General features: G+C 61.4%; 26 protein-coding genes. 20 read left to right on the top strand and 6 right to left on the bottom strand.

From position 1 onward, the window contains the following. Positions 1-38: 38 nt before the first annotated feature. Both ACK509_RS04125 and ribH read right to left on the bottom strand, forming a co-directional pair. On the bottom strand, positions 39-1,193 hold the full coding sequence (locus tag ACK509_RS04125; protein ID WP_410765225.1) for a pyridoxal phosphate-dependent aminotransferase: 1,155 nt from the start codon (positions 1,191-1,193) through the stop codon (positions 39-41). Beyond that, a complete protein-coding gene (gene ribH / locus ACK509_RS04120) occupies positions 1,190-1,594 on the bottom strand; it encodes a 6,7-dimethyl-8-ribityllumazine synthase (protein WP_410765224.1) in 405 nt (134 codons plus the stop codon). The genes ACK509_RS04125 and ribH overlap by 4 nt, the downstream gene beginning before the upstream one ends. A 129-nt stretch (positions 1,595-1,723) precedes the next feature. Between ribH and ACK509_RS04115 the strand changes: the two genes are divergently transcribed. The 18 genes from ACK509_RS04115 (at position 1,724) to ACK509_RS04030 (ending at position 20,043) form a co-directional block, all read left to right on the top strand. Next, positions 1,724-3,472, top strand: coding sequence for a flippase activity-associated protein Agl23 (locus ACK509_RS04115; RefSeq protein ID WP_410765223.1), 1,749 nt, complete (start codon positions 1,724-1,726; stop codon positions 3,470-3,472). 104 nt (positions 3,473-3,576) lie between these two features. Then, entirely contained in the window at positions 3,577-4,725 is a 1,149-nt protein-coding gene (locus ACK509_RS04110; protein ID WP_410765222.1) for a 5-(carboxyamino)imidazole ribonucleotide synthase, read from the top strand. After that, positions 4,722-5,336, top strand: coding sequence for a 5-(carboxyamino)imidazole ribonucleotide mutase (gene purE / locus ACK509_RS04105; RefSeq protein ID WP_410765221.1), 615 nt, complete (start codon positions 4,722-4,724; stop codon positions 5,334-5,336). The genes ACK509_RS04110 and purE overlap by 4 nt, the downstream gene beginning before the upstream one ends. A 152-nt stretch (positions 5,337-5,488) precedes the next feature. Continuing rightward, positions 5,489-5,905 carry an NADH-quinone oxidoreductase subunit A gene (locus ACK509_RS04100; RefSeq protein ID WP_410765220.1) on the top strand — a complete coding sequence of 139 codons (417 nt, stop codon included), beginning with the start codon at positions 5,489-5,491 and terminating at the stop codon, positions 5,903-5,905. Further along, a complete protein-coding gene (locus ACK509_RS04095; RefSeq protein ID WP_410765219.1) occupies positions 5,902-6,603 on the top strand; it encodes an NADH-quinone oxidoreductase subunit B in 702 nt (233 codons plus the stop codon). The genes ACK509_RS04100 and ACK509_RS04095 overlap by 4 nt, the downstream gene beginning before the upstream one ends. After that, the gene (locus ACK509_RS04090; protein WP_410765218.1) at positions 6,600-8,267 is read left to right on the top strand and encodes an NADH-quinone oxidoreductase subunit D; all 1,668 of its coding nucleotides are present in this window, start codon (positions 6,600-6,602) and stop codon (positions 8,265-8,267) included. Before ACK509_RS04095 ends, ACK509_RS04090 begins: the two co-directional genes overlap by 4 nt. Further along, complete coding sequence (locus ACK509_RS04085) at positions 8,267-9,316, top strand: complex I subunit 1/NuoH family protein (RefSeq protein WP_410765217.1); 1,050 nt, start codon at positions 8,267-8,269, stop codon at positions 9,314-9,316. Before ACK509_RS04090 ends, ACK509_RS04085 begins: the two co-directional genes overlap by 1 nt. Beyond that, positions 9,313-9,774 carry a NuoI/complex I 23 kDa subunit family protein gene (locus tag ACK509_RS04080; RefSeq protein ID WP_390223611.1) on the top strand — a complete coding sequence of 154 codons (462 nt, stop codon included), beginning with the start codon at positions 9,313-9,315 and terminating at the stop codon, positions 9,772-9,774. Before ACK509_RS04085 ends, ACK509_RS04080 begins: the two co-directional genes overlap by 4 nt. A 101-nt stretch (positions 9,775-9,875) precedes the next feature. Further along, on the top strand, positions 9,876-10,136 hold the full coding sequence (locus tag ACK509_RS04075) for an NADH-quinone oxidoreductase subunit J (protein ID WP_007539048.1): 261 nt from the start codon (positions 9,876-9,878) through the stop codon (positions 10,134-10,136). Continuing rightward, positions 10,133-10,504: an NADH-quinone oxidoreductase subunit J gene (locus ACK509_RS04070; protein WP_410765216.1), complete on the top strand. Its 372-nt coding sequence runs from the start codon at positions 10,133-10,135 to the stop codon at positions 10,502-10,504. The genes ACK509_RS04075 and ACK509_RS04070 overlap by 4 nt, the downstream gene beginning before the upstream one ends. Next, complete coding sequence (gene nuoK, locus ACK509_RS04065) at positions 10,504-10,806, top strand: NADH-quinone oxidoreductase subunit NuoK (RefSeq protein WP_410765215.1); 303 nt, start codon at positions 10,504-10,506, stop codon at positions 10,804-10,806. The genes ACK509_RS04070 and nuoK overlap by 1 nt, the downstream gene beginning before the upstream one ends. A gap of 4 nt (positions 10,807-10,810) precedes the next feature. Continuing rightward, positions 10,811-12,832: an NADH-quinone oxidoreductase subunit L gene (nuoL, locus tag ACK509_RS04060; RefSeq protein ID WP_410765214.1), complete on the top strand. Its 2,022-nt coding sequence runs from the start codon at positions 10,811-10,813 to the stop codon at positions 12,830-12,832. After that, complete coding sequence (locus tag ACK509_RS04055; RefSeq protein WP_410765213.1) at positions 12,829-14,358, top strand: complex I subunit 4 family protein; 1,530 nt, start codon at positions 12,829-12,831, stop codon at positions 14,356-14,358. Before nuoL ends, ACK509_RS04055 begins: the two co-directional genes overlap by 4 nt. Then, positions 14,359-15,879, top strand: coding sequence for an NADH-quinone oxidoreductase subunit N (locus tag ACK509_RS04050; RefSeq protein ID WP_410765212.1), 1,521 nt, complete (start codon positions 14,359-14,361; stop codon positions 15,877-15,879). Positions 15,880-15,999: 120 nt separating this feature from the next. Continuing rightward, positions 16,000-17,457, top strand: a complete 1,458-nt coding sequence (locus ACK509_RS04045; protein WP_410765211.1) for a DHH family phosphoesterase — start codon at positions 16,000-16,002, stop codon at positions 17,455-17,457. Between the two features lie 44 nt (positions 17,458-17,501). After that, positions 17,502-18,284: a CBS domain-containing protein gene (locus ACK509_RS04040; RefSeq protein ID WP_410765210.1), complete on the top strand. Its 783-nt coding sequence runs from the start codon at positions 17,502-17,504 to the stop codon at positions 18,282-18,284. After that, complete coding sequence (locus ACK509_RS04035) at positions 18,281-19,255, top strand: ABC transporter ATP-binding protein (RefSeq protein ID WP_410765209.1); 975 nt, start codon at positions 18,281-18,283, stop codon at positions 19,253-19,255. Before ACK509_RS04040 ends, ACK509_RS04035 begins: the two co-directional genes overlap by 4 nt. Next, positions 19,252-20,043: an ABC transporter permease gene (locus ACK509_RS04030; protein ID WP_410765208.1), complete on the top strand. Its 792-nt coding sequence runs from the start codon at positions 19,252-19,254 to the stop codon at positions 20,041-20,043. The genes ACK509_RS04035 and ACK509_RS04030 overlap by 4 nt, the downstream gene beginning before the upstream one ends. A 19-nt stretch (positions 20,044-20,062) precedes the next feature. Here ACK509_RS04030 and ACK509_RS04025 read toward each other — a convergent pair whose 3' ends face one another. Both ACK509_RS04025 and ACK509_RS04020 read right to left on the bottom strand, forming a co-directional pair. Then, positions 20,063-20,287: a hypothetical protein gene (locus tag ACK509_RS04025; protein WP_410765207.1), complete on the bottom strand. Its 225-nt coding sequence runs from the start codon at positions 20,285-20,287 to the stop codon at positions 20,063-20,065. Between the two features lie 52 nt (positions 20,288-20,339). Beyond that, on the bottom strand, positions 20,340-20,504 hold the full coding sequence (locus tag ACK509_RS04020; RefSeq protein ID WP_410765206.1) for a hypothetical protein: 165 nt from the start codon (positions 20,502-20,504) through the stop codon (positions 20,340-20,342). Positions 20,505-20,600: 96 nt separating this feature from the next. Here ACK509_RS04020 and ACK509_RS04015 point away from each other — a divergent pair, with 96 nt between their 5' ends. Beyond that, complete coding sequence (locus ACK509_RS04015) at positions 20,601-21,908, top strand: MFS transporter (RefSeq protein ID WP_410765205.1); 1,308 nt, start codon at positions 20,601-20,603, stop codon at positions 21,906-21,908. Between the two features lie 20 nt (positions 21,909-21,928). Here the strand turns inward: ACK509_RS04015 and ACK509_RS04010 are convergent, their stop codons facing one another. Then, on the bottom strand, positions 21,929-22,987 hold the full coding sequence (locus ACK509_RS04010) for a hypothetical protein (RefSeq protein ID WP_410765204.1): 1,059 nt from the start codon (positions 22,985-22,987) through the stop codon (positions 21,929-21,931). 114 nt (positions 22,988-23,101) lie between these two features. Further along, a complete protein-coding gene (locus ACK509_RS04005; RefSeq protein WP_410765203.1) occupies positions 23,102-24,433 on the bottom strand; it encodes a S8 family peptidase in 1,332 nt (443 codons plus the stop codon). Positions 24,434-24,569: 136 nt separating this feature from the next. Here ACK509_RS04005 and ACK509_RS04000 point away from each other — a divergent pair, with 136 nt between their 5' ends. Further along, positions 24,570-25,652: a CNNM domain-containing protein gene (locus ACK509_RS04000; protein WP_410765202.1), complete on the top strand. Its 1,083-nt coding sequence runs from the start codon at positions 24,570-24,572 to the stop codon at positions 25,650-25,652. The last annotated feature ends 40 nt before the right edge of the window (positions 25,653-25,692 follow it).

The raw sequence follows: 25,692 nt of genomic DNA, 5'->3' as shown, positions 1-25,692 counted from the left end.
AACGGAGAGAAATCGAGAACGGAGCGAAGAGAGGGTGTTTAGATGTAGTCGTGTTCGGCGAGGCGTTCGACTGCCTCGCGGAGACGCTCTTCGCTGGCGGCGTAGGAGATACGGGCGTAGCCCGGTGCGTTGAACGCGCTGCCGGGGACGGTTGCGACTTTCGCGTCCTGAATCGCACCTTCACACCACGCTTGGTCGTCGTCATCGACGGGGAGCATCATGTAGAATGCGCCCTTCGGGACGGCGACTTCGACGTCGTGTTCGGCGAGCAGGTCAACGAGCATGTCACGGCGCTCTTCGAACGCCTGTCGCATCTCTTCGACGGTGTCGTCGGTGCGCTCGGAGAGTGCCTCGACGCCCGCGTGCTGGACGAAGTTGACCGCACAGGAGACAGAGTGCGAGTGAAGCTTGCCAGCCTGCCCGATGAAGTCGGATGGGGCGTGGAGGTAGCCGAGACGCCAGCCAGTCATGGAGAAGGCCTTCGAGAAGCCGTTGATGGTAATCGTGCGGTCTGCCATGCCGTCGAGCGAACCGAGCGAGGTGTGTTCGAAGCCGTCGTAGGTGATGCGCTCGTAGATTTCGTCGGAGATGACTGCGAAGTCGTGTTCGACCGCGAGGTCACGAACGCCTTCGAGTGCCGCATCGGAGAAGACGCCACCCGTCGGGTTCGACGGCGTGTTGACGACGAGCAGTTTCGTCTCGTCGGAGACCGTCTCGGCGAGTTCGTCGAGCGCGGGTTCGAGTTTGAAGTCGTGTTCGGCGAGGCTGAGGCGCTTGAGCGACCCACCGGCGAGTTTGACCATCGCCTCGTAGGAGACCCACGCGGGGTCGAGGAGGACGACTTCGTCGCCGTCGCCGATGAGCGTCTGGAAGGTCTCGTAGAGTGCCTGCTTGCCGCCGGGCGTGACGATAATCTCGTCGGCCTCGGCATCGACGCCGTTACCGCGGAGTTTTGCGGCGATAGCCTCCTTCAGTTCCGGAATCCCGTTCGAGGAGGTGTAGCTCGTGTGGCCAGCGTCGAGTGCGTCCTTTGCGGCCTGTACGATGTTCTCGGGCGTCGGGAAGTCAGGTGCGCCTACCGACAGGTCAACGACGTCTTCGCCCTCTGCTTCCAGTTCGCTTGCGAGGTTCGAGATGGCGAGCGTCGCGCTCGGTTCGACGCGTCCAACTCGGTCGCTAAAGTCGAAGTTCATGCCAACGCCTCCACCATCTCGGTCGCAGCGTAAACCGCTTCCGCACCTTTGTCGATACGCTCGCGGGCTTCGGCACCGCTCATTCCGGGGCCGGAGACGCCGAAGACGACGGGCTTGTCGCGGTCGAGCGAGATTTCGGTGAGCGATTTTGCGGTGGCGTCCGCAATCACGCGGTCGTGTTCGGTGTCGCCGGTGACGATTGCGCCGACGACTGCGACGGCGTCGATGTCGTCGCGTCGGGCGAGGCGGTCAGCGGCGAGTGGCGAGTCATACGCACCCGGGACGTGAATCGTCTCGACCACGTCCGCGTCGCGTTCGCTGGCGGCGTCGCGGGCCGCCGCTTCCATCTGTTCAGTGACCGACGAGTTGAATCGGGCCACTACGAGTCCCAAAGAGACCATAGCCGACCCTACCCGTGGCGGCTAAAAGAACTACCGACACCTGCCGATTTTGTCCGCCTGCGAGTGATAGGACAAAATCCCGTGGTTGTAAACAAAAACGTTGTATTCACGCAGTTGGCATGATGAGGCATGCAAACCGACTCTGAGGGTGGGGTGGTGTCCCGCTCTACTGTCGCTCTGTCCCTCCTCGGCGTGGCGGCGGTCGCCCTCCTCGTCCGCCTCGTTGACCTCGGCGGCCGCATCTTCCACTGGGACGAAGGTCGCGTCGGCTACTGGATTCTCCGCTATCACGAGACCGGCGAATTCGCGTATCGGCCGATTATCCACGGCCCGTTCTTGCCCGTCGTCAACGACTACGTGTTCGCACTTCTCCCTGCAACCGATTTCACAGCGCGACTCCCCGTCGCGTTCGTCGGCGCACTCCTCCCGCTTTCAGCCTGGCTCTTCCGAAAGCATCTGCGCCGTGACGAAGTTGTTGCACTCGCACTCTTCCTCGCGTTCAACCCACTTCTCGTCTACTACTCGCGTTTCATGCGCAACGACGTACTCGTCGCGGCCTTCTCGTTTATCGCGCTGGGACTCGTCGTCCGCGCCTACGACACCGGACGCCTCGGCTACCTGATTCCCGCAGGCGTCTCGTTTGCAACCGGCGCGGCGACGAAAGAGAACTACATCGTCTACCTCGCCTGTTTCCTCGGCGCGGGGGCGCTCGTCCTCGACCACCGACTCTTGGCGCGCACGTCTGCGGGAGAATCTGCCCGCGACATCGTTTTCTCGGAGTGGCCGCGGGCACTCGTTGAACGTGTCCGAAACTACGGCGCTGGCAGTCTCTCGGCAGGCGGAGTCAGACTCGGAGCTGGAATCCTCGGCGGTCTTGCGGCGTTCTTCGTCGTCTTCGTGTTCTTCTACGCGCCGCGTCCAGACCTCTGGAACGCTATCGGCAACCCATCGCAACTTCCGGCCGTCATCGACGCCGGGTCGGCAGGTGCGTTCTCCGAGATGCTCGATAGTTGGCTCGGCGGCGGCCACCAGTCGCACGACTATCTCCCCTACCTCGAAGACTTCCTCGAGACGTTCGTCTACGGCGCACCGGTTCTCATCGCGTTCGCCCTTCTCGGTATCATCGTGGACCGATACGGTGTCGTCGCCGGGCGGATTCGCTGGTTGGTCACCTTTGCGACCTACTGGGGCATCGTGAGCATCTTCGGCTACCCGATTGCGACCGACATCCAAGCGCCGTGGGTCGTCGTCCACGCCGTCGTCCCGCTGGCGATTCCCGCCGCCGTCGGTGCTGCGTACGTCTTTCGGTCGGCGTGGACCGCGTTCGACACCAAAGATACGGTCGGACTCGGACTCGCGGCCATCGTTCTGCTCGCGTCTGTCGGCGGCGTCGTGGCCGCGAACGCCGATTACTGGAATGCTTCGACGGAGGAAGACAAAGAAGTCCTCCAGTGGGCACAACCCGCAAACGACCTCCAGACGACACTCGACGATATCGACCGCATCGCCGCGAACAACGACGGAACCGACGTCATCCTCTACGGGACGCACCCACCGAACAGCGACGAGACGCACTTCTACGTCTCAAACGAGTCGAACCCACTCGGAGGCCCGTCGTGGCACAGTCGCCTCCCACTCCCGTGGTACTTCGAGAAAGCGGGCGTCGAACACATCAGCACGCCGCCAGAGGCTGAACCCGGCGACGTCTCCGCCCGTGGCGCGCCGGTCGTCATCGCCTACGAGTGGGACCGCGAAGAACTCGAATCCGAACTCGATGGCTACGTCGTCCGCCAGCACGCGTTCAAACTCTGGAGCGAGGATATCGTCGTGTTCATCGACGCGGACGCGCTCGAAACGGCCAACGAAACGGCAGTCTGACGACACCCCGATTTTCTCCCCCATCCCGATTTCTATACACGTTCGTGACCAATTTGGCGTCTTTTTCGGCAAGTTTTATGCACTGACGTACTGAACCCGCGACTGTGACCGTCACCGTACCCGGACCAACGCTTGGCGTCGTCGGCGGGGGCCAACTCGGGCGGATGCTCGCCGAGGCCGCTTCACCGCTGGGCGTCGATGTCGTCGTCCTCGACCCGACACCGAACTGTCCTGCTTCCCGTGTCGCCGACCAAATCGTCGGCGCGTTCGACGACCCTGATGCGATGGCGGAACTCGCCGCACGCGCAGATGCGCTGACGTTCGAAATCGAACTCGCGGACCCGGACCTCCTCGACGAACTCGCAGCGAAAGAAGACATCCAGGTCCATCCCTCGCCCGATGCCCTCCGAACTATCGAAGACAAACTGATTCAGAAAGACACCTTCGGCAAGGCGGGCATTCCGATTCCGCCGTTCCACCGCGTGGACGAGGCCGACGACCTCCACGCCGCCCTCGACGAATTCGGCGCAGTCATGCTGAAAGCTCGAACCGGCGGCTACGACGGACGCGGCAACGTCCCCGTCACCAGCCCCGACGAAGTCGAAGACGCACTCGATGCTGTCGGTGGCCCCGCAATGGCCGAATCCTTCGTCGAGTTCGAGCGCGAACTCTCCGTTATCGGTATCCGCGGCACCGACGACATTCGCACTTTCCCCGTCGGCGAGAACGTCCACGAAGACGAGATTCTCTACGAGACTATCGTTCCCGCCCGAACCTCGGATGCCGTCACCGAAGAAGCAGACCGTGTCGCGCGCGAAGTTCTCTCGCACCTCCCCGGCCGCGGCGTCTTCGGTATCGAGCTCTTCGAGACGAGCGACGGAGACGTCCTCGTCAACGAAGTCGCCCCACGTCCACACAACTCCGGCCACTGGACTATCGAGGGCGCACTCTCCTCGCAGTTCGAACAGCACGTTCGGGCCGTTCTCGGGTGGCCGCTCGGTGCGACCGACCGTCGCTCGCCGACCGTGATGGCGAACATCTTAGGGACTGTTGATTCGTCGCGCGAAGCCCACTTGGGCGGTCTCGATGCGCCACTGTCCGAGTCTGGCGTCTCGCTCCACTGGTACGGCAAGGACGAGGTTCGCCCGCTTCGAAAGATGGGTCATCTCACCGCCGTCAGCGAAGATGACGCCGACATCGAATCACTCCTCGAACGCGCACGCACACTCCGTGATGGAGTCGAATTTCAATGACCTCTGAACAGAACCTCATCGACGAACTGTACGCACAGGCAGACGACGACCGCGACCCAGAGACGACGCCCGACGTGGGTATCATCATGGGGTCGGACTCGGACCTCGACGTGATGTCCGGCGCACACGAGGCGCTCGACATGCTCGGATTCGGCGAGCAAACGGAGTACGGAAAAGCACCGCACGAGCGGTTTACCTACGAGACCTACGTCGTCTCTGCGCACCGGACGCCGGACCTCATGTACGCCTACGGTGACACCGCCGCCGACCGCGGTATCGACGTCATCATCGCGGGCGCGGGCGGCAAGTCTGCCGACCTGCCAAACATGACCGCGTCGATTGCCTATCCAATTCCCGTAATTGGTGTTCCTGTGCAGGAGAAATCGGTCGATTCGGTCATCGGGATGCCCACCGGCGCACCCATCGTCGCCGTCGATGCTGGCAAGTCGTTCAACGCCGCGCTGTCGGCTGTTCAGGCCCTCTCGCGCGCGTACCCTGAACTCCAAGACCGCCTCGTCGAATACCACGAAGACCTCGTCGCGGACGTGGCCGAAACGTCGGCGAGACTACACAATCTCGGCGTGGAAAAATTCCGCGACACGAGCCAGTAATTTCGGCCTATTTTTGCCGAAACGCCCCCGGCGCACGGTTCGGGGCTTCTCTCCACGTATCTTTGGGATAGACGGCTTCTCGCCCCCGAAAGACACAAATCAACGCTTATAGGGGAGCGCTTCTAACCGCCGCACGTCAGGGAGACTACGGCATGAGTGAATGGATTGCAATCGGTGCGATGGGCCTCGTCGCTGTCGGCATCCCAATCGGGATGATGTTGGCATCGGCGCTCCTGCGCCCAAGCGTACCGGAACAAGGAAAGAGTGCCACCTACGAGAGTGGTGAGGTGCCGACCGGCACGGCACGCGTCCAGTTTAACATACAATACTACATGGTCGCGCTGCTGTTCGTCGTGTTCGACATCGAGACTGTCCTCATTTTCCCGTGGACAGTCATCTACCGCTCCGCCCTCGAACAGGGCGCAAGTCTCGGGACGATTCTGGCACCGATGCTCGTTTTCATCGGTGTACTCGTCATCGGACTTGTCTGGGCGTGGCGCAACGGCGCCGTCAAGTGGGTCAAAAGCCCGCAGGCGAGTCGTCGTAAGACAGAGAGGCAAGACGCATGAGTAGCGAACAGAAACCATTCGTCACAGACGATAGACAGGTACAGACCGATACCCGCGACGCCCGCATGACTGGCGCGGACGACCGGTTCAACTCTAAGCTTCGTGAAGCGTTCGGCTCGTCGCCGTTCATCCTCACGAAGTTTGACAAGTTCATGAACTGGGTTCGTGGGTCTTCGATGTTCATGCTGCAGTTCGGTATCGCATGCTGCAGTATCGAGATGATGCACACCTACGCTATCAAGCACGACTTGGACCGCTTCGCGGCAGGTGTGCCCCGCGCGTCGCCACGACAGGCAGACGTGATTATCGTGCCGGGGACCATCGTCTCGAAATTCGCCCCGCGCATGAAGCGCGTCTACGACCAGATGCCCGAACCGAAGTTCGTCGTGGGCATGGGTTCGTGTACGATTTCGGGCGGCCCGTTCCAGGAAGGCTACAACGTCATCAAGGGCGCAGAAGAGGTCATCCCGGTGGACATCCACATCCCCGGTTGCCCGCCGCGCCCGGAGGCACTCATCTACGGTATCGCAAAGCTCCAAGAGCGAATTGCGAACGGTGAGTCCAGCCCCGTGACGGTCAAGCCCTACGAACTGGAGCAGTTCGGCGACCTCGAACAAGACGAGATTGTCAACAAATTGGCCGACCAAATCGACCAAGACGACCTCGTGATGCGCTATAACTGGGCTGATTCGCCATGAGCCTGGAACCACAAGATGCACCCGGCGAGACCGAACCGGTCTCCCGTGGTGACGAACTCGCGAACCTCCTCGGTGACCTCGTCATCGACCGCGAAGAGCATCTCAACGCACCGGGTTTCGTCATCCGACCCGACCAAGTACAGGAGACGCTGTTCAAACTCCGCGACGAAGCGGGCTTTGACCACCTCTCCTGTGTGACCGCTCAGGAGTACGAGGACCGTTACGAGTCCATCTACCACCTGACGAAGTTCGACGATCGCACTGACGAAGTGAGCGTCGTCGTTCCCACGTCGAAGGACAACCCGGTTAGCGAGACGGCAGAACCCGTCTTCCGGACGGCCGACTGGCACGAACGCGAGGCGTACGACCTCGTCGGCATCCAGTACGAAGGCCACCCCGACCACCGCCGCATCCTCCTTCCGGAGACGTGGCAGGGTCACCCGCTCGGTCTCGACTACGACCAGAACCGACCACAGATTGCGACCCTCCGCGAGCACGCGAACCCGCTCGCAGAGGACCACCGCGATGCCAACGACGAGAACACGATGTACGTCAACATCGGGCCGCACCACCCTGCGACCCACGGCGTGCTTCACGTGAAGACGGTCGTCGACGGTGAGCAGATTGTCGATCTCGACCCCGACATCGGCTATCTCCACCGCTGTGAAGAACAAATCTGTCAGCAGGGAACCTACCGCTACCAGATTATGCCGTACCCCGACCGCTGGGACTACATCTCGGCGGGCCTCCTGAACGAGTGGGCCTACGCCCGCACGGCAGAGGACCTCGCGGATATCGAGGTGCCGGAGTACGCACAAATCATCCGGACGATGGGTGCCGAACTGTGCCGTATCGCATCGCACATGCTCGCACTCGGTACGTTCGCACTCGACGTCTACGGTGACTTCACGTCCATCTTCATGTACGCAATGCGTGACCGTGAAATCGTCCAGAACATTCTGGAAGACCTCACGGGTCAGCGTATGATGTTCAACTACTTCCGCCTCGGCGGCGTCGTTTGGGACCTTCCCGAACCCCGCGAGGAGTTCTTCGAGAAGATTCGTGACTTCATCGACGACCTCCCAGAGGTCCTCGAAGAGTACCACGACCTCATCACGTCGAACGAGATTCTGCAGGCACGTACCATCGGTACGGGCGTCCTGCCGCCGGAAGTCGCCAAGTCATACGGTGCGACCGGGCCGGTTGCCCGTGGCTCTGGCATCGACTACGACCTTCGCCGCGACGACCCATACGGGTACTACGAGAACCTCGATTGGGACGTCGTCGTCGAAGACGGCTGCGACAACTTCTCGCGCCTCCTCGTGCGCATGCGCGAAGTCGAGGAATCTGCGAAGATTATCCAGCAGTGTGTCGAACTGCTCGAAGACTGGCCAGAGGACGAACGGAACATTCAGGCGAACGTTCCGCGCACTCTCAAACCGGACGAGGACACCGAAATCTACCGCGCCGTCGAAGGTGCGAAGGGTGAACTCGGTATCTACATCCGCGCAGACGGCACCGACAAGCCAGCACGCTTCAAGATTCGCAGTCCGTGTTTCTCCAACCTCCAGACGCTCCCCGAGATGTCTGAAGGCGAGTTCATCCCGGACATGATTGCGTCGCTCGGCAGCCTCGACATCGTTCTCGGTGAGGTGGACCGGTAATGAATCTGCAAACGGTCCTTCCAGAGACCATCAGTGGCCTGCTGGGCCTCGAAGGTATCCTCGGAGACGTCGTTGGCGGACTCATCGGTGCGTTCCTCATCGCCAACATCATGCTCATCACGACCGCACTCGCCGGTCCGTGGGCAAAACGGAAGATTACGGCCGCATTCGGTGACCGCATTGCAGTCAACCGTCTCGGGCCGTTCGGTCTGCTCGTCATCATCCCGGACGCAGTGCGTCTGCTCTCGAAGGAACTCATCGTTCCGGAGGGTGTGGACCGCCCGGCATGGGACATTGCACCGATTATCATTCCGTTTTCTGCGCTGCTTGGGTTCGCCGTCATCCCGATGGGTAACGGCATCCAACTCGCCGACCCCGAAACTGGCCTCGCATTTGCGTTCGCCGCAGGGTCGATTGCGTCGCTCGGTCTCGTGATGACCGGCTACGCGTCGAACAACAAATTCTCGCTCATCGGCGCACTCCGCGCTGTTGCAGCGAACATCGCGTACGAAATTCCGCTCGTCGTCACCGCCGCTTCGGTCGTCATCTTCACCGGTTCGCTCCAGATGAGCGAAATCGTCGCCATCCAGGCAGAACCGCTTCTGACGGTCGCTGGCGTGACGATTCCGACGTGGTTCGCGTTCGTGAACCCCTTCGCGTTCGTGCTCTTCCTCGTCGCAAACATGGCGGAAATCGGACGGAACCCGTTCGACATCCCCGAGGCACCGACCGAGATTGTGGCCGGATACCAGACCGAGTACTCCTCGGTTTACTTCGTTCTCATCTACCTCGGTGAGTTCATCCACATCTTCCTCGGTGGCGCGCTCGCGGCGGTGCTGTTCCTCGGCGGTCCAGCAGGTCCGTTCCTGCCCGGATTCGTCTGGTTCTACATCAAAATCTGGGCGTTCTTCCTGTTCACCCAGTGGGCGCGTTCCGCAGTACCGCGTCTTCGCGTCGATCAGTTCCTCGAAATCGGTTGGAAGGGCATGCTCGTGCTGTCCTTCGCTAACCTGGTTCTCACGGCCATCATCGTGGGGGTGATTGCATGATTGGAATCCTGAAAAGCATGGCAGTGACGATGAGACACGCACTCGACGGTGAGACCTTCACGGTCGAGTACCCCGAGACTGCACCGGAAGTGAGCCCACGATTCCGTGGTGTCCACAAGTTCAGCCAAGAACGCTGTATCTGGTGCCGTCAGTGTGAGAACGTCTGTCCGAACGACACGATTCAGATCGTTCAGGACGACAAGCGCAACGGCGAGCAGTACAACCTGCACATCGGCCAGTGTATCTACTGCCGACTGTGTGAGGAGGTCTGTCCCGTCGATGCGATTCTGCTCACGCAGAACTTCGAGTTCACCGCCGACACGAAGAACGACTTCGTCTACAACAAAGAACAGCTCAAGAACGTCCCGTGGTACAAAGACATCGACCCACTCAACTCTCGCAACCCCGACCGCAACGCGTGGATCGGCGAGGGTGAGGGCGAAGTGGACTACCAGTAAGATGCCTGTAACCACGACCGAACCGGCCGAGTCACGTCCACTCAGCGGTGCTGCGGACGTTCTCGAAATGTTCAAAGGGATATCTCAAGGAGACACACACAATGGTTTATGAAACCATCGCGTTCGCGCTGTTCGCCCTCATTACCGTGGGCTGCAGCCTGGGCGTCGTCCTCGTGCGGGACATCTGGCACTCCGCACTCTTACTCGGGGGCGCGCTCTTGAGCGTCGCGGTGCACTACGTGATGTTGCAGGCGGAGTTCCTCGCCGCCATGCAAATCCTCGTCTACGTCGGCGGGGTGCTGATTCTTATCACGTTCGCCGTGATGCTGACGCGAATCGACCCGGAGGTGAGTAGCACATGACCACAAAACCGCAATTGAAGCTCGGTTCACACCTCGTACCAGGGATTGCCGCCATCGCACTGTTCGTCGTGATGGCCGCAGTCTTCATCGGTGCGTCGTTCCCGAACCCACAAGGCTTCGCACAGGACGCGAACATTACCGCGAGCATCGGCTACACGATGTTCAACCTCGGCTTCGGCGACGTCGAAGGCGAGAGCATGCTCATCGCGTTCGAAATCATCGACCTCGTGCTCGTTGGCGCGCTCGTCGGTGCGGTCCTCCTCGCACGCCGCGAGGACGAAGGCGGTCAGATGCGGACGATTCTGACCGACGGTGGTCGCGAACTGAAGCGCACGCTGTTCGACAACGACGAGGAGGGTGACCACTGATGGTGCCCGCCCAATACTATCTGTTGTTGTCGGCGGCGGTGTTCTGCATCGGTATCTTCGGTCTCTTGACCCGTCGGAACGCACTGTTGTTCCTGATGTCGGTCGAGCTGATGCTGAACGCGGCAAACATCAATCTCGTTGCGTTCTCGCTGTACTGGGGTAATGTCACGGGCCAAACGTTCAGCCTGTTCACGATGGCGCTGGCGGCCGCAGAGGTCGCTGTCGGTATCGGCATCATCCTCGTACTCTACCGCAACTTCGACGGCGTGGACGTCACGAAGGCGACCACGATGAGGTGGTAACTCTATGGCAGGCATTCTCGACTTCGCTCCGGCCATCGTTCTCCTCCCCTTCCTGTCGTTCCTGATCGCACTCGGGGCAGGGAAGTACATGCCAAAGGGAGGCGCACTGGCAGGCATCGGCGCGACCGCAGGCTCGTTCCTGCTCTCGCTCGCGACGCTCTTTGCTGTCAGTGGTGGACAGACATACAACCAAACAATCTACACGTGGGCAGAGGGCCTCGATGCGGTCAACCTGACCTTCGGTCTGCTCATCGACCCGCTGTCGGCGATGATGCTGGTCATCGTGACGCTCATCGCGTTCCTCGTACACGTGTTCAGTCTCGGCTACATGAACGACGAGGGCGAAACCGGTCTGGCACGGTACTACGCCGGTCTCGGCCTGTTCACCGCGTCCATGCTCGGGTTCGTCGTCGCAGACAACCTGCTCATGGCGTTCATGTTCTTCGAGCTCGTCGGCCTGTGTTCCTACCTGCTCATCGGGTTCTGGTTCCGCCAGGACGGCCCGCCGAGTGCAGCGAAGAAGGCGTTCCTCGTCACCCGCTTCGGTGACTACTTCTTCCTCATCGGCGTCGTCGCCGTCTTCGCGACGTTCGGTTCGGCGGCCTTCGCTGGCCCCGACGCGTTCCCGGTACTCGCAGAAGAAGCACTCCACGGCGAACACTCGGTCAACACGTTCCTCGGCATGGGCGAACAGATGTGGTTCACCGTCGTCGGCCTCCTCGTTCTCGGAGGCGTCGTCGGCAAGTCCGCACAGTTCCCCCTGCACACGTGGCTTCCGGACGCGATGGAAGGTCCGACGCCCGTCTCCGCACTCATCCACGCAGCAACGATGGTTGCGGCCGGTGTCTACCTCGTCGCCCGGATGTACGGTTTCTACGCGCTGACCCCGACGACGCTCGCCATCATCGCCCTCATCGGTGGCTTCACTGCCCTCTTTGCGGCGACGATGGGTGTCGTCAAGAAAGAAATCAAGCAGGTGCTCGCGTACTCGACTATCAGCCAGTACGGCTACATGATGCTCGGCCTCGGTGCCGGTGGCTACGTCGCCGCGACGTTCCACCTCATGACGCACGCTTTCTTCAAGGCACTCTTGTTCCTTGGAGCGGGTTCGGTCATCATCGCCATGCACCACAACGAGAACATGTGGGACATGGGTGGTCTCAAAGAGAAGATGCCCGTGACCTACTACGCGTTCCTCTCCGGGTCGCTCGCCCTCGCGGGTATCGTCCCGTTCGCGGGCTTCTGGTCGAAAGACGAAGTCCTCTACGAGACGCTCATCCACGGCCTCGGCGGCAGTCCAATTCTGCTCGCCGCGTACGCGATGGGTCTGCTCGCCGTGTTCTTCACCGGATTCTACACCTTCCGGATGGTGTTCCTCACCTTCCACGGTGAACCTCGCTCTGAGACGGCACGCAACCCGCACGGCGTCCGCTGGAACGTCAAGGCTCCGCTCGCCATCCTCGGCGTGCTCGCCGCGACCGCAGGTCTCGTCAACATGGTTCCTGTCGAGAAACTGCTCGGCATCAAGGGAATCGACTTCCTGCACCAGTTCCTCGACGGGAGCTTCGACTCGCTGAACGCACACCACTACGCCGAACTCATCCCGTACAGTTCGGGCTACATCGGTGGTGAAGCAGGGACCGTCGCAATCGGTGCGGCCGTCTCGCTCGGCCTCGCACTCGCTGGGGCTGGCCTCGCGTACGTCCTGTACAACGTCCCTGAGCCTGTCGAACACACCGACAAGCTCGGGAGCATCAAAACGGTACTGTACAACAACTACTACCAAGACGAATACCAGGTCTGGATTGCGACGGGCGTCGTTCAGCCCATCTCGCGCGTCCTCGACAAGTTCGACCAGGGCGTCGTTGACGGCGTCGTCAACGGCATCTCCAGTGTCAGCCTCTTCGCTGGCAGTCGCGTCAAGCGCATCCAGTCCGGTGTCGTGAGCAACTACGCGGCACTCTTGACGCTCGGCCTCACGGCCCTGCTGCTTGGTCTTGGCCTCATCGGAGGATGGTTCGCATGATAATCGAAGCGCTCATCGCAGTCACGTTCCTCGCCGCGTTGGTCACCTTCGTCCTCCCGGACCGCTATGCCGGGAAGGCAGCCTTCGCGCTGAGTCTGGTTCCCGTCGTCGGGAGCCTTCTCATGTGGCAACAGTTCGACGCAACTGGGAACGCCTTGCTCGGCGGGAACATCGCGTTCGAAACAGACGTCGTCTGGCTCCAACTCGGCCAGTACGACCTCCACTGGATGGTCGGCGTAGACGGAATCAGTCTTCCGCTCATCGTTCTCACGACTATCCTGACCACGCTCGCTATCGTTAGCTCGTGGACTCCCATCTCGGAGCGCCAGTCCCAGTTCTACGGACTCATGCTCCTCATGGAGGCGAACCTCCTCGGCGTCTTCACGGCGCTCGACTTCTTCGTCTGGTTCGTCTTCTGGGAGGCCGTGCTCGTCCCGATGTACTTCCTCATCGGTGTCTGGGGCGGTCCCCGCCGCAAGTACGCGGCTATCAAGTTCTTCGTCTACACGAACATCGCGTCGCTCGTGATGTTCATCGGGTTCATCTCGCTCGTGTTCGGTCTCGGCGACTCGATTACGTCGCTGCGACTCCCCGAGATTGCCCAGGCGTTGCAAGCCGGTCAACTCGGCGGCTTCGCTGGTCTCCCGGCCGGCACGCTCGCCACCGTCGCGTTCGTCGCGATGTTCCTCGGTTTCGCGGTCAAGGTTCCGGTCGTCCCGTTCCACACGTGGCTGCCGGACGCACACGTTGAAGCACCCACGCCAGCATCGGTCATGCTGGCTGGTGTACTCCTGAAGATGGGTACCTACGCCCTGCTTCGGTTCAACTTCACGATGCTGCCGGAGACGGCGCGCAGTCTGGCACTGCCAATCGCACTGCTCGCAGTCGCCTCCGTCATCTACGGCGCGCTCCTCGCGCTGGCACAGCAGGACCTCAAACGCATCGTCGCGTACTCCTCTGTGTCCTCGATGGGCTACGTCATCCTCGGCCTCATCGCCTACACCACCTACGGTGTCGGCGGTGCGACCTTCCAGATGGTCGCCCACGGTCTCATCTCGGGACTGATGTTCATGGCCGTCGGTGTCATCTACAACACCACGCACACGCGCATGGTCGGTGACATGTCCGGTATCGCCGACCGGATGCCCGTCACTGCGGGTATCTTCGTCGCCGGTGCCTTCGGGTACATGGGCCTGCCGCTCATGGCCGGATTCGCAGCGGAGTTCTTCATCTTCAAGGGCGCGTTCGAATCCACGGTCATGGAGGCGATGCCCCTCTTTACCGGTGCCGCGATGTTCGGTATCGTCATCGTCGCCGGGTATCTGCTGTTCGCAATGCAGCGTACCCTGTTCGGACCCTTCCGGTTCGACGGCGAGTACGAAGTCACCGAAGCGCCGTTCCACGACGTCGCACCGCTCGCGGTGCTTCTGCTGTTGACCATCGTCCTCGGTGTCTCACCTGACATCTTCTTCACGATGATCCAAGAAGCAGTTAACCCGATTCTCCAACTGGGAGGTGCGTTCTAAATGACGCCACTGCAAACGCTCCCCGAATGGACGGCAACAGCGCCCGCAATCGTCCTCGGACTGACGGCGCTCTTGCTGCTCATCGTCGATAGTATCGACCCCGACACGTCCAACAACGGCCTGCTCGCCAGCATCTCTGGGCTCGGCGCACTGGCCGCAGGCGGTATCGCTGGCTGGTTCCTCATCCAAGGAACCGGCATGGAATCGACTGGCGGCGCAATCACCCTCTACGGAGACGCGCTCGTCGTCGACGGAGTGAGCCTGTTCTTCACGCTCATCTTCACCAGTGTCGCCGCGATGGTCACCGTCGCCTCGTACGACTACCTCGAAGACCAGCGCTACCAAGCAGAGTACTACGCGCTCGTCATGCTCGCCGCGACGGGCATGACGCTGATGGCGATGTCGAACTCGCTCGCAACCGTGTTCGTCGCGCTCGAACTCGCCTCGCTGCCATCCTACGCGCTCGTCGCGTTCCTCAAGAAGGACCGTGGCAGCATCGAAGCGGGTCTCAAGTACTTCCTCATCGGTGCGCTCTCGTCGGCCGTCTTCGCCTTCGGTATCAGCCTCGTGTTCGCCGTCACTGGCTCGCTCGTGCTGCCCGAAGTCGCGGCCAACCTCTCGAACGCTGACGAACTCGTCGGCGTTCTCGGCCTCGGCGTGCTGATGATTGCCGGTGGGTTCGCGTTCAAGACCGCCTCCGTGCCGTTCCACTTCTGGGCGCCGGAAGCCTACGAAGGCGCACCCGCGCCAATCAGCGGCTTCCTCTCGTCGGCCTCGAAGGCCGCCGGGTTCGCCGTCGCGTTCCGCGTCTTCATCGTCGCCTTCCCGCTCGACACGGTCATGTCGCTCGGCGGTGGCACGGTCGATTGGTCGCTCCTGTTTGCGATTCTCGCCGTCGTCACGATGACGCTCGGTAACTTCGCCGCAGCGACCCAAGAGAACGTCAAGCGCATGCTCGCGTACTCCTCGATTGGACACGCAGGCTACGCGCTCATCGGTCTCGCAGCAATCACCGTCGATGGCGGTGCCGCAAACGGCAACGTCCTCGGCGCCTCGATGGCCCACCTGCTCGTCTACGGCTTCATGAACACGGGTGCGTTCCTGTTCATCGCCATGGTCGAAAAGTGGGGTCTCGGCCGAACCTTCGAGGACTACAACGGCATCGCAGCCAAGGCACCTATCGCCGCAACCGCGATGACGGTGTTCATGTTCTCGCTCGCAGGGCTCCCACCGTTCGGTGGCTTCGTCTCGAAGTACGCCCTGTTCTACTCGGCTATCGAATCTGGCTTCTGGTGGCTCGCCGCCGTCGGTGCGGTCAACAGCGCACTGTCGCTGTTCTACTACAGCCGCGTCGTCAAGGCGATGTGGATCGAAGAGCCCACCCAGCCAATCGAAATCAGCAGTCAGCCGACGGGCCTGTACGTCGCCGTGGTCTTCGCCGCGGTCGGTACGGTCCTCCTCCTGCCGGGCTTCCAGCCCGTTATCGAGACGGCACAGACTGTCGCCGCGGCCCTCTTCTAAGAGCGGCCCTCGGTTTTCGTCTCGTCTCACGATTTATTTTTCACACCCCAGACGTCGAGCGACAGCGCTCTCGCGTCGAAATGACGGTAGGGTTTTCCCACCCGAGACTAACCTCAAAGTATGGTACGTCGCCTGGTTCTCGGGTGCGGCCCCGTCGGCAGTGACCTCGTCGATGGTCTCGTCGACCGTCCGGGGAAACTCACGGTCATCACCAACCGACGCGGGCTTGCCGAAGACTATCGTGCCGACGGTATCGCGGCGACCGAAGGCGACCCGACGGACCCAAAGACCTATCCGAAAGAGGCCGACATCGTCATCGTCGCCGGGCGACGCCCACGGACCAACCGAAATGCCGCGCTCGCCGCGCGAGAACACTTTCCCGACGCATTTCTCCTCGTCTACCGCCCTATCGACACCCCACCGGAGGTAGCCGCAGAACTCGAACAGGTGGCAGACAAAATCATCGAGCCGTGGGGAGAACTGACAGAGCGCCTCACGGGGATGGCCGGGAACTCCCATACGAGTCGGATTCGTCGCCTCATGCGGGTGCTTCGAAACCTCGATGGCCGCCTCGCAATCGTGATGCACGACAATCCCGACCCCGACGCAATCGCCTCCGCTATCGCGTTGCAGGCGATTGCAAAGCGAGCGAACGTCGAGAGTGACCCGTGCTACTTCGGCGACATCTCGCATCAGGAGAACCGCGCGATGGTCAATCTCCTGAATCTGGATTTGACAGTCCTCTCGAAACCACCGAGAGAAGACGAGTACGGCGGTGTCGCGCTCGTTGACCACTCGCGACCGGGTGTGAACGACCGCATGCCGGAAGATACACCCATCGATATCGTCATCGACCACCACCCCCCGCGAGCGCCGGTCGAAGCGAGTTACGTCGATCTTAGACAGGACGTTGGGGCGACGAGTACGCTCTTGACCGAGTATCTCGACCGTCTCGGCATGGTTCCCGACAGCGACGTTGCGACGGCGCTCCTGTTCGGGATTCGCGTCGATACGAAGGACTTCACGCGCGAGGTTTCGACCGCCGATTTCGAGGCGGCATCGTTCCTCATCCCAAACGTCGATACGGACATTCTCCAGCGCGTCGAGAGTCCGAGCATGACGCCGGAGACGATGGAGACGCTCGCACGGAGCATCGCCAACCGCGACGTTCGAGGAAACGTCCTCATCTCCAACGTCGGCGATATTCGTGACCGCGACGCCCTCGCCCAAGCGGCCGACCACCTCATCGACATGGAGGATATCGACATCTCCATCGTCTACGGCCTGATGGGCGGAACTGTGTACGTCTCGGGTCGCTCTCGTGGGTCGAGCGTGGACCTCGGAGAAGTGCTTCGTGACGCGCTCGCACCCATCGGGAGCGCCGGTGGCCACGCCGACATGGCGGGCGCACAGATTCCACTCGGCATCCTCGACGACGTGGGTGACGATTCGAGGGAGTCACTGGCGACCATCGTCACGGGCATCGTCGCTGGACGCATCTTCGAGACGCTGGAACACGCACCGGCGGCCCTCGATTTGGACACCGACGTGACCTTCGAATCACCGCTCGACGAGTAGCGGGGCCCACATGTTTTTGCCGTCTGTCGCCCTACCTCGGAGCGATGAGTGCGAAAGCGACCGTCAAGGAGTACATGACACGCGAGGTGCAGACAGTTTCACCGAGTGATACGGTCGCTGATGTGGCCCGCCGCATCGTCGAGAGCGACGGTCACAACGGATTTCCGGTCTGTGAGGGCCGGAAAGTCGAGGGATTCGTCACCGCCCGCGACATCCTCTTGGAGGACGAAGAGACGACGATTGACTCCGTGATGGCGACGGACCTCATCGTCGCCCACCCGGAGATGGACGTCAACGACGCCGCGCGCGTCATCCTCCGCTCTGGGATTCAGAAACTCCCCGTCGTGGACGACGCGGGAAACCTCGTCGGCATCATCTCGAATACCGACGTGATTCGGAGTCAAATCGAGCGCGCCACACCTGAGAAGGTCGGGAAACTCATGCGAACGCTCGAACAGATTCACGGAATCACTGTTCACCAAGAACGCGGCACGGTTTCGCTCTCGGACTTGATTCCGACGCAAGCGCGAGTCTATGCCGACGAACTCGAAGGCCGAAAGTACGAACTCGAACGCGGACTGGCCGAGCCGTTGGTCGTCATCGACAACAACGGCGCGGTTCTGCTCGCCGACGGCCACCACCGCGTCTGTGCCGCCGACAGGGTCGGCATCGAGACGATGGACGCCTACGTCATCGTCATCGACGACCCCATCGAACTCGGCATGCAGCGAACCGCCGAGAAGGAAGGTCTCTCGTCGATTGCCGATATCGACATCGTGGACTACGCTCGACACCCGCTGGTGGAGCGTACCCAACGGTTGCAATGACCGACCCCGTTATCGAAGTCTCCAACCTCACCAAACGATACGGCGACGTGGTCGCGGTCGATGACGTCTCGTTTTCTGTCGCTCCAGGAACGATAGTCGGTGTCCTCGGCCCCAACGGTGCTGGAAAGACGACGATGCTGAAAGCGATACTCGGACTGCTCGTCCCGACAGCGGGCGAGGTCCACGTCTGCGGCATCGACGTTCACGACCACCCGGCACAGGCCTATCGGAGCGTCGGCGCGACCCTAGAGGGCGCACGAAACGTCTACTGGCGATTGACCGTCCGCGAGAACCTCGCGTTCTTCGCTGGCCTCGCAGGTGATTCCGCACGCGACCTGGCGGTCAGAGAACGCCACGACGACTTGCTCTCGCAACTCGGGTTACTGGACCGCGCCGACGACGTGGTCAACGAACTCTCGCGCGGGATGAAACAGAAAGTCGCACTCGCCTGCGCGCTCGCCCGCGACATCGACGTGGCCTTCCTCGACGAGCCGACGCTCGGCCTCGACGTGGAGAGTTCGCTCGACTTGCGACGCGAACTCAGGCGACTCGCGGACGAGCGTGGACTGACGGTCATGCTCACCAGTCACGACATGAGCGTCATCGAAGACCTCTGTGACCGCGTCATCGTCGTCAATCACGGCCAAATCGTCGCCGACGACGCCGTGACCGGCCTCGTGGAACTCTTTCGAACCAGCGCGGTTCGAATCATCGTCGATGGCCCGCTCTCGGATTCGACCGAGACAACGATTCGCTCGCAGTACACCGTCGAATCGTGGGACCGCGAGGGTGACCGAGTGCGGCTGGTCGTCGCACTGGAGGACGGAAACGAACTCCCGGGACTGACTGCCTCGTGCATCGCAGACGGCGGACGACTCGTCTCGGTGAACACCGTCGAACCCAACCTGACAGAGGCGTTCCTCAGATTGACGAGACAAGAGCGAGACGACGCGCTGGAGGTGTCGCCGTGAGCGTGGCAGCCGACACCCGAGCGTTTGCCGTTCTCGTGAGCGCGGTGGCGCGAAAACAGTTCATCCTCCTCAAACGCTATCCCATCAATACCTTTGGCGCGCTCCTCGGTATCTACGCGTTCTTCGTCTTCCTCTTCTTCGGCGGGCGAACGGTCGCTGGCCCCGCGTTCGACGACTCACTCGATTCGCTCATCGTCGGCTACTTCCTCGTCACGATGGCGTTTTCGGCCTATCAGGACCTCGCGGGCGCAGTGATGCGAGAAGCACAGTGGGGGACGCTCGAACAGCTCTACATGGCCCCGCAGGGATTCGGACACGTCATGGCCGCCAAGACGATTGTAAACATCGCGTTTAGCCTCCTGTGGGGCGGGGCGATTCTCGCGTTGATGCTCGTGACGACCGGCAACTCGCTCTCGGTGGACGTTCTGACGATCGTCCCGCTTGGCGCGTTCGCACTCGCTTCAGTCGTCGGTGTCGGGTTCGCAATGGCCGGGTTAGCCCTGCTCTATAAGCGTGTCAACAGTATCTTCGGGCTCTTGCAGTTCGGCTTCGTCGGCCTCGCGGCCGCCCCCGTCGAACAACTGCCTATCCTCAGAATGCTTCCACTCGCGCAAGGAAGTTACATGCTCCAGCGGGCGATGACGGACGGTGTTCGTCTCTGGGAATTTCCCGTAACCGACCTCGTAGTACTCGTCGTCGTCGGTGTCGGTTACGTCGCCGTCGGCTATCTGGTATTCCGCTCGCTCACGACACGGGCGCGAAAGAAAGGCGTCCTCGGCCACTACTAACCGAGTTTCCCATCTGGGGCTATTCGACGTCGTACTTTGCTTTCCACTCGGCAACAGTCTCGTCGGCGGATTCTTCGTCCGAACACTGCACCGTGTCGTAGCCACGTCCTTCGGGCGACTGGTGGAGTCTATCGAATCGAACGTGCCAGCCCTTCGGCCCCTGGCGAATGCGAATCGTTGCGTGTCCATCGCTTCGTTCCCATTCGACGATACGCTCGTCTCGACGGACTTCGGTCCAGCTCATACGCACACGTCGCCTGCGGCCGCCTTGTGGCTATCCATCTCCACACGGGCGCTCAGAACGCTGGCAACTCGCTTGCAAACTTGCGGACTGTCGGTCCGGTCGTCACCCCACACGATGGGCAGACTGCGTAGCCCAATCGGTCGTATGGGATGTCTACTGACGACTTTGCAAGCCCGCAGTTGTGACAGTGAAAGTATGACACCCACTCGAATGACATATCCAGATAGAGGAATTTCAGCATCTTAATTAATGACCGCTTACTGCCGTATTGAGACCGGTGTGGTTATTCGACCGCCGACCAACCGCTCTATCAATGTCTGTCGAGAACCCACGTCGCGCCCTCGGCGTGGTTTTTGTCATCGTCTTCGTTGACCTGCTCGGGTTCGGGATTCTCATTCCTGTCATCCCGCTGTACGCCCTCTCGTTCGGTGCGACAGAGTTCGTCGGAAGTCTGCTCATCGCCTCGTATTCGGCGATGCAGTTCCTCGCGGCCCCGGTTCTGGGTCGCTTCTCCGACACTCGCGGGCGACGGCCCGTCCTCTTACTGTCACTTTCTGGGAGCGTCATCGCGTGGACGATGTTCGGTCTCGCCGGGTCGTTGGCGGTCCTCTTTGCGGCACGCATGTTGGCCGGTGCGATGGGCGGAAACATCGCAACTGCCCAAGCTTATATCGCCGATATAACGCCTCCTGAGGACCGCGCGAAGGGCCTTGGACTGCTCGGGGCGGCGTTCGGTCTTGGGTTCGTCTTCGGCCCGGCGCTCGGGGGGTTCTTCGCCAGCGAACCCGTCGTTTCGGGCGCACGCTCGCTTCTTCCGGCGTTCGTCCCCGTCTCCGAGTTCTCACTACCGAGCTTTGCGGCTGCCGTTATCACCGGCCTGAACCTCGTCGCCGCGTACGTCATTCTCCCCGAATCGAGGCCACCAGAAGCGCGCACGGTCGTCTCCGAGGAGCGCGAGTCGCGTCTCGAACAGCTCGTGTCTGCGCTTCGGACCCACGGACTGAGCGCGCTCATCATCTCGTTTTTCCTCGTCTCGTTTGCCTTCTCGGCGCTCGAAAGCCAGTTCATCTTCCTGACGAACGACCAGTACAGCTACGGTGCGACCGAGAACGCGATTCTCTTGACCTACATCGGCATCGTCATCGCCATCGTCCAAGGTGGCTTTATCGGCCCGCTGACCGAGCGCTTCGGCGAATATTGGCTCGCACTGACTGGTGTCGCTATTCAGGTCGTGATGCTCGCGGCAGTGCCGTTCTCGCCCATTCTCGGTGCGGTCCTCCCCTCGACTGGAAACCTCGTTTCGTTCGGCCCGACGCTTCCACCGGGCGTGATTGCGCTCTTGATTATCATGACGCCGCTCTCGGTCGGAAACGCGCTCACGAACGTCTCGTTGAACACGCTCGTCTCGCGGTCGGCGACGGCCGACGAGCAAGGTGGTGCGTTTGGCCTCACACAGAGCGCAGGCAGTCTTGCTCGGACGTTCGGCCCGGCGCTCGCTGGCGGTCTCTACACGGGAATCGCCTTTTGGGCACCCTTCGTCGCGGGCGGGTTGCTGATGATTCCAATTCTCATCTTGCTCGCACGAGTAGACCGAGAGGCCGTCAGCCCGTCGACAGCCTAAAAAGAAACAGCGAAAGTTGCTTACGCGGGTGCGGCACCCTCAGTCGAGGGTGAGTCGTCTTCGCTTCTGAATCCCGATACGAGGTCGAGCGATTCGTCCGCACGGCCGAGGACGAACAGCGAGTAGTACCGGAAGTACGTCACGACGGGCATCTGGACGAACGCGGCGGTCGCGATTGCGGCGGCCACGAACAGCACGCCGAGGATGCCGAGCAAGACCAGTCCAACAGTCGAGAACATCGAGACCTGAACGGCGGCCAAGCCGAGGACGATTACTCCTGCGACGATGGCGAACGGAATCGCAACGACGAGGAGGACCAGCGCCGTGGCGATGCCGATTGCGATGCTCGCGAGGATTCCGAGGACGAACCGGAGCAACACGTACAGGCCGAACTCAGAGAACTCGGCGCGGAACAGTGGTGCGACGCGGCGCCACGACGAGATGACGTTCCGGTCTTCGGCAATCATCGTCGGGACGACGAAGTCCGTCGTCAACTGGAGTGCCAGCGCGACGACGAAGAACAGGAGTATCGCGAGGAATATCAGCGGGATGGCGAAGAGGAATATCGACGCCGAGATGGACGCGCCGCCGACGATTAACGCGGCTGCTGGAACGCCGATGAACAGCAGGACAGCGAGGATAATCCCGAGTCTGAAGGCGAACAACCGTAGGCCCAGTCCAAGGCGTTCTCTGAAGGGCTTGCGAATGCGCACGTCTTTCGAGACGACGCCATCGACGAAGACGAACTCCATCACCGAAGCGACGAGCGTCCAGACGAGGCCGACGAGGAACGCCAAGACGGCGAGGCCGATGATAAGCGCGAAAACGCTCTCGGGTGTCACCCACGTGGGAAGTGCATCGACCGGGATATCTCCGGTCTGTCCGAACCCACCGGTTCCACCATCGACTGGCGTCCCGCCTGAACTACTTACATTCGCGCCACCACCGCCGCTACCAACGCTTCCGACGAAGAGTGCGATGAGTGCGAGCCGCGCCCATCGCCCGATATCTACCGGGAGGAGGAGCGACGCTGTCGCGTCACGGGCATCTTCGAGCGCATCGATTGCGTGCCAACTCATGCATAACTGTGCGACGCGTAACCCAATAAAGTTGTTTGGGAGATTATGTTTTTAAAGAGACACGAATTGCGTCTCGTTCGACTCGCGTGTCGAAATCGACCGCAGTAACGCGAATTACTCGCTGACTGCTGCGAGTGGGTCGAGCAGTCCGGCCCCGTAGTACGACTTGTCGTATCCGTCGGGGACGCTCGCGGTTTGCTTGAGTCTCGATTTGACCTGGTCGGCGTTCAGGTCGGGGTCGAGCGACCGGACGAGCGCAACCGCAGCGGCGACTTGTGGGGCGGCCATCGACGTGCCTGCCTTCCAGCCATAGCTGTTGGTCGAATCGACGTACGTCCCGTTCTCGTCGTATTCGGGAACGGAGATAGTGCTGTACACGAGGTCGTAGAACCACGTGTTCGGGTGTGATTCGATAGCCGGGAGATAGGCGTCACCACCGGGCGCGCCGAGGTCGATGGCGTTGGTTCCATAGTTGGTGTAGAACGCCGGACTCTCGGGGCCTTCTTCGACGTCACCTGCGTCGAACGCGAACCCTTTCGGACCGGTCGCGCTGATGCTCAGCGCCGCCGCGCCCTCGTTGGGGAGGCTGATGACGCTCCCGTCGTGCTGGAGGTCTGCGGCGTCGTTTCCGGCGGAGATGACGAGAACCGTTCCCTGACTGTTCGCGTAGGTCATCGTCTTGTTCAGCACCTTGCCGTAGAACTGGCCTTCTTCCTGACGCGGAACCGGATAGGCACCGAGGCTGAGGTTCGCGGCGTCACAGCCGATTTCGACGCTGTAGACGATGGCCGCGAGGATGTCGGCGAACGACGCACCTGCTGCGGTCGAAAAGACGCGACAATCCACGATTTCCGTCTCGGGGGCAGAGCCAACGATTCCCGTTCCGTTGGCGTCGTTGCCCGCGATGATGCCTGCGACGTGGGTTCCGTGGTCGCCACCCGCAGGAACTCCCGAACCGAAGTCGTCTGCGGTGAAGTTCCGCGAGAGGTCTTCGTTGACGGCGGCTTCGAGGTCCGGGTGGTCGGCGGCGACGCCGCTGTCGATGACAGCGACGCGAGTACCTGCACCGCGAGTGACGTCGTGTACGTCGGGAATCTGTTGACTCTGTTTGTCCCACTGGATGCCGTATCCCGGTTCGTCGGTCGCACCCGCCGGAACGGCGTCGTTCACGGCTGGCGTCTCGAGATGAATCTCCACGTCGGGTGCATACGCAGTCGTGACCGACGAGAGATTGGACTCACTCCCTTCGACGACGGCGACACCGGTCGCAGAGAGGTCGTAGGCGACGTCTAATCCAGCACGTCGCAAGTCCGCGACACTGGCATTCTTCGTCTCGACGATGAATCGGTCTGTTCGCGCTGCTGCCACCACGTTCGAACCGACCGCGAGGCTACCGAGGAGGGCACCACTCAACTTCAGGACGGAACGTCTGCTTTGTTGACGCATACCAAATTTTGATAGGACGAGAGAAACATAGTTGTTACGGCACATTTTAACGTTTAAAATAATTCTTTGACGATTCACAACATCACGTCGTGGCCGACAACCTCAGGGGCATCGAGTTCGAAACGCGGACACTCATATGGTAGGTGTCGAGACTGCACTCCGTCTCTTCGGCGGCGTCGTGTTGTTGTTCGCAAATGGCTTCTTCGTCGTCTCGGAGTTCGCCATGACGCGTGTGCCCCAGTTCGACCAGTCGAAGTTCGAGGGCTCTCGCGGACTCGAACTCGCCTGGGAGATGACAGAGCGTCTCGAAGTCTATCTCTCAGGATGTCAGGTCGGGATTACGATTGCCAGCGTCGGCCTCGGTGTCGTCGCCGAACCGGCACTTGCGGCCGTCTTCGACGTCTTTCTCGGCGGCGGCGGAAGTGGCTCGCACACCGGGCTATCGGTGATTCTGTCGCTGGCGCTCATCAACCTCGCCCACGTCGTCATCGGCGAGCAGATTCCGACGTACCTCGGCGTCGAGCGCTCGCGAACCGTCGCCAAGTACACAGCACCGGTCCTCTACGGATGGGCGAAGCTGATGTACCCCGTCATCACTCTCGCCGACTGGCTTGCCAAGACGATTCTCGGCGTCTTCGGCGTCGAAATCACGCGCTCGTGGCAGGAAGCCGAAGCAGAAGGAGAAGGTGAAGAGGGCCGCCTCTCGCGGAGCGAACTCCGCAGTCAGATGGGCGACGTACTCGCTCGTGGGTCGCTCCCCGACGAACGCCGCGAAGAGGTCCTCAACGCGCTCCGTATCGGTGGTTTACCGGTCAGAGACGTGATGGTGCCTGCCGACGACGTCCTCGCGCTCTCGACCAACTCATCGACCGACGAGACGCTCGAGCGAATCAAAACCAACCCACAGCACTCGCGGTTTCCTCTCGTCGGTGACTCGCTGGACGACGTTCGTGGCGTCGTCTACGCTCCGACCGTACTCGCTACAATCGACCGCCTCGAAGCGGGTGACCGGAGTATCCAAGACGTTGCCGTCCCGCCGCTCGTCGTCTCGGCTGAGTTGTCGGTCAGCGACGTTATCGACCGATTCCAAGCGGAGAATCAGGAATTGGCGATGGTTCGTGACCCCGACTCCGAGGAGATAATCGGACTCGTCACTGCCTCTGACGCCTTCGAATCTATCACGGGACAGTTGGACGACCCACTGGACCTCGGAGCCTAACGCGAGACCGACGAGACTCCCTGGGCTGGACCGGCCACAC

The organism is Haloferax sp. DFSO60 (assembly GCF_046557615.1).
In the GTDB taxonomy this organism is placed as follows: Archaea; Halobacteriota; Halobacteria; order Halobacteriales; family Haloferacaceae; genus Haloferax.
This window is presented reverse-complemented; position numbering and strand designations above follow the sequence as displayed.

Excerpts from the sequence above, each read along its gene's own strand:
- ACK509_RS04050 (WP_410765212.1), top strand. The coding sequence starts at position 14,359 with ATGACGCCACTGCAAACGCTCCCCGAATGGACGGCAACAGCGCCCGCA.
- ACK509_RS04000 (WP_410765202.1), top strand. The coding sequence starts at position 24,570 with ATGGTAGGTGTCGAGACTGCACTCCGTCTCTTCGGCGGCGTCGTGTTG.
- ACK509_RS04095 (WP_410765219.1), top strand. The coding sequence starts at position 5,902 with ATGAGTAGCGAACAGAAACCATTCGTCACAGACGATAGACAGGTACAG.
- ACK509_RS04055 (WP_410765213.1), top strand. The coding sequence starts at position 12,829 with ATGATAATCGAAGCGCTCATCGCAGTCACGTTCCTCGCCGCGTTGGTC.
- ACK509_RS04005 (WP_410765203.1), bottom strand. The coding sequence starts at position 24,433 with ATGCGTCAACAAAGCAGACGTTCCGTCCTGAAGTTGAGTGGTGCCCTC.
- ACK509_RS04115 (WP_410765223.1), top strand. The coding sequence starts at position 1,724 with ATGCAAACCGACTCTGAGGGTGGGGTGGTGTCCCGCTCTACTGTCGCT.
- ACK509_RS04075 (WP_007539048.1), top strand. The coding sequence starts at position 9,876 with ATGGTTTATGAAACCATCGCGTTCGCGCTGTTCGCCCTCATTACCGTG.
- ACK509_RS04070 (WP_410765216.1), top strand. The coding sequence starts at position 10,133 with ATGACCACAAAACCGCAATTGAAGCTCGGTTCACACCTCGTACCAGGG.
- ACK509_RS04010 (WP_410765204.1), bottom strand. The coding sequence starts at position 22,987 with ATGAGTTGGCACGCAATCGATGCGCTCGAAGATGCCCGTGACGCGACA.
- ACK509_RS04125 (WP_410765225.1), bottom strand. The coding sequence starts at position 1,193 with ATGAACTTCGACTTTAGCGACCGAGTTGGACGCGTCGAACCGAGCGCG.
- nuoK (WP_410765215.1), top strand. The coding sequence starts at position 10,504 with ATGGTGCCCGCCCAATACTATCTGTTGTTGTCGGCGGCGGTGTTCTGC.
- ACK509_RS04100 (WP_410765220.1), top strand. The coding sequence starts at position 5,489 with ATGAGTGAATGGATTGCAATCGGTGCGATGGGCCTCGTCGCTGTCGGC.
- ACK509_RS04020 (WP_410765206.1), bottom strand. The coding sequence starts at position 20,504 with ATGTCATTCGAGTGGGTGTCATACTTTCACTGTCACAACTGCGGGCTT.
- ACK509_RS04025 (WP_410765207.1), bottom strand. The coding sequence starts at position 20,287 with ATGAGCTGGACCGAAGTCCGTCGAGACGAGCGTATCGTCGAATGGGAA.
- ACK509_RS04015 (WP_410765205.1), top strand. The coding sequence starts at position 20,601 with ATGTCTGTCGAGAACCCACGTCGCGCCCTCGGCGTGGTTTTTGTCATC.
- ACK509_RS04040 (WP_410765210.1), top strand. The coding sequence starts at position 17,502 with ATGAGTGCGAAAGCGACCGTCAAGGAGTACATGACACGCGAGGTGCAG.
- ACK509_RS04085 (WP_410765217.1), top strand. The coding sequence starts at position 8,267 with ATGAATCTGCAAACGGTCCTTCCAGAGACCATCAGTGGCCTGCTGGGC.
- ACK509_RS04045 (WP_410765211.1), top strand. The coding sequence starts at position 16,000 with ATGGTACGTCGCCTGGTTCTCGGGTGCGGCCCCGTCGGCAGTGACCTC.
- ACK509_RS04035 (WP_410765209.1), top strand. The coding sequence starts at position 18,281 with ATGACCGACCCCGTTATCGAAGTCTCCAACCTCACCAAACGATACGGC.
- ACK509_RS04090 (WP_410765218.1), top strand. The coding sequence starts at position 6,600 with ATGAGCCTGGAACCACAAGATGCACCCGGCGAGACCGAACCGGTCTCC.
- purE (WP_410765221.1), top strand. The coding sequence starts at position 4,722 with ATGACCTCTGAACAGAACCTCATCGACGAACTGTACGCACAGGCAGAC.
- ACK509_RS04080 (WP_390223611.1), top strand. The coding sequence starts at position 9,313 with ATGATTGGAATCCTGAAAAGCATGGCAGTGACGATGAGACACGCACTC.
- ribH (WP_410765224.1), bottom strand. The coding sequence starts at position 1,594 with ATGGTCTCTTTGGGACTCGTAGTGGCCCGATTCAACTCGTCGGTCACT.
- nuoL (WP_410765214.1), top strand. The coding sequence starts at position 10,811 with ATGGCAGGCATTCTCGACTTCGCTCCGGCCATCGTTCTCCTCCCCTTC.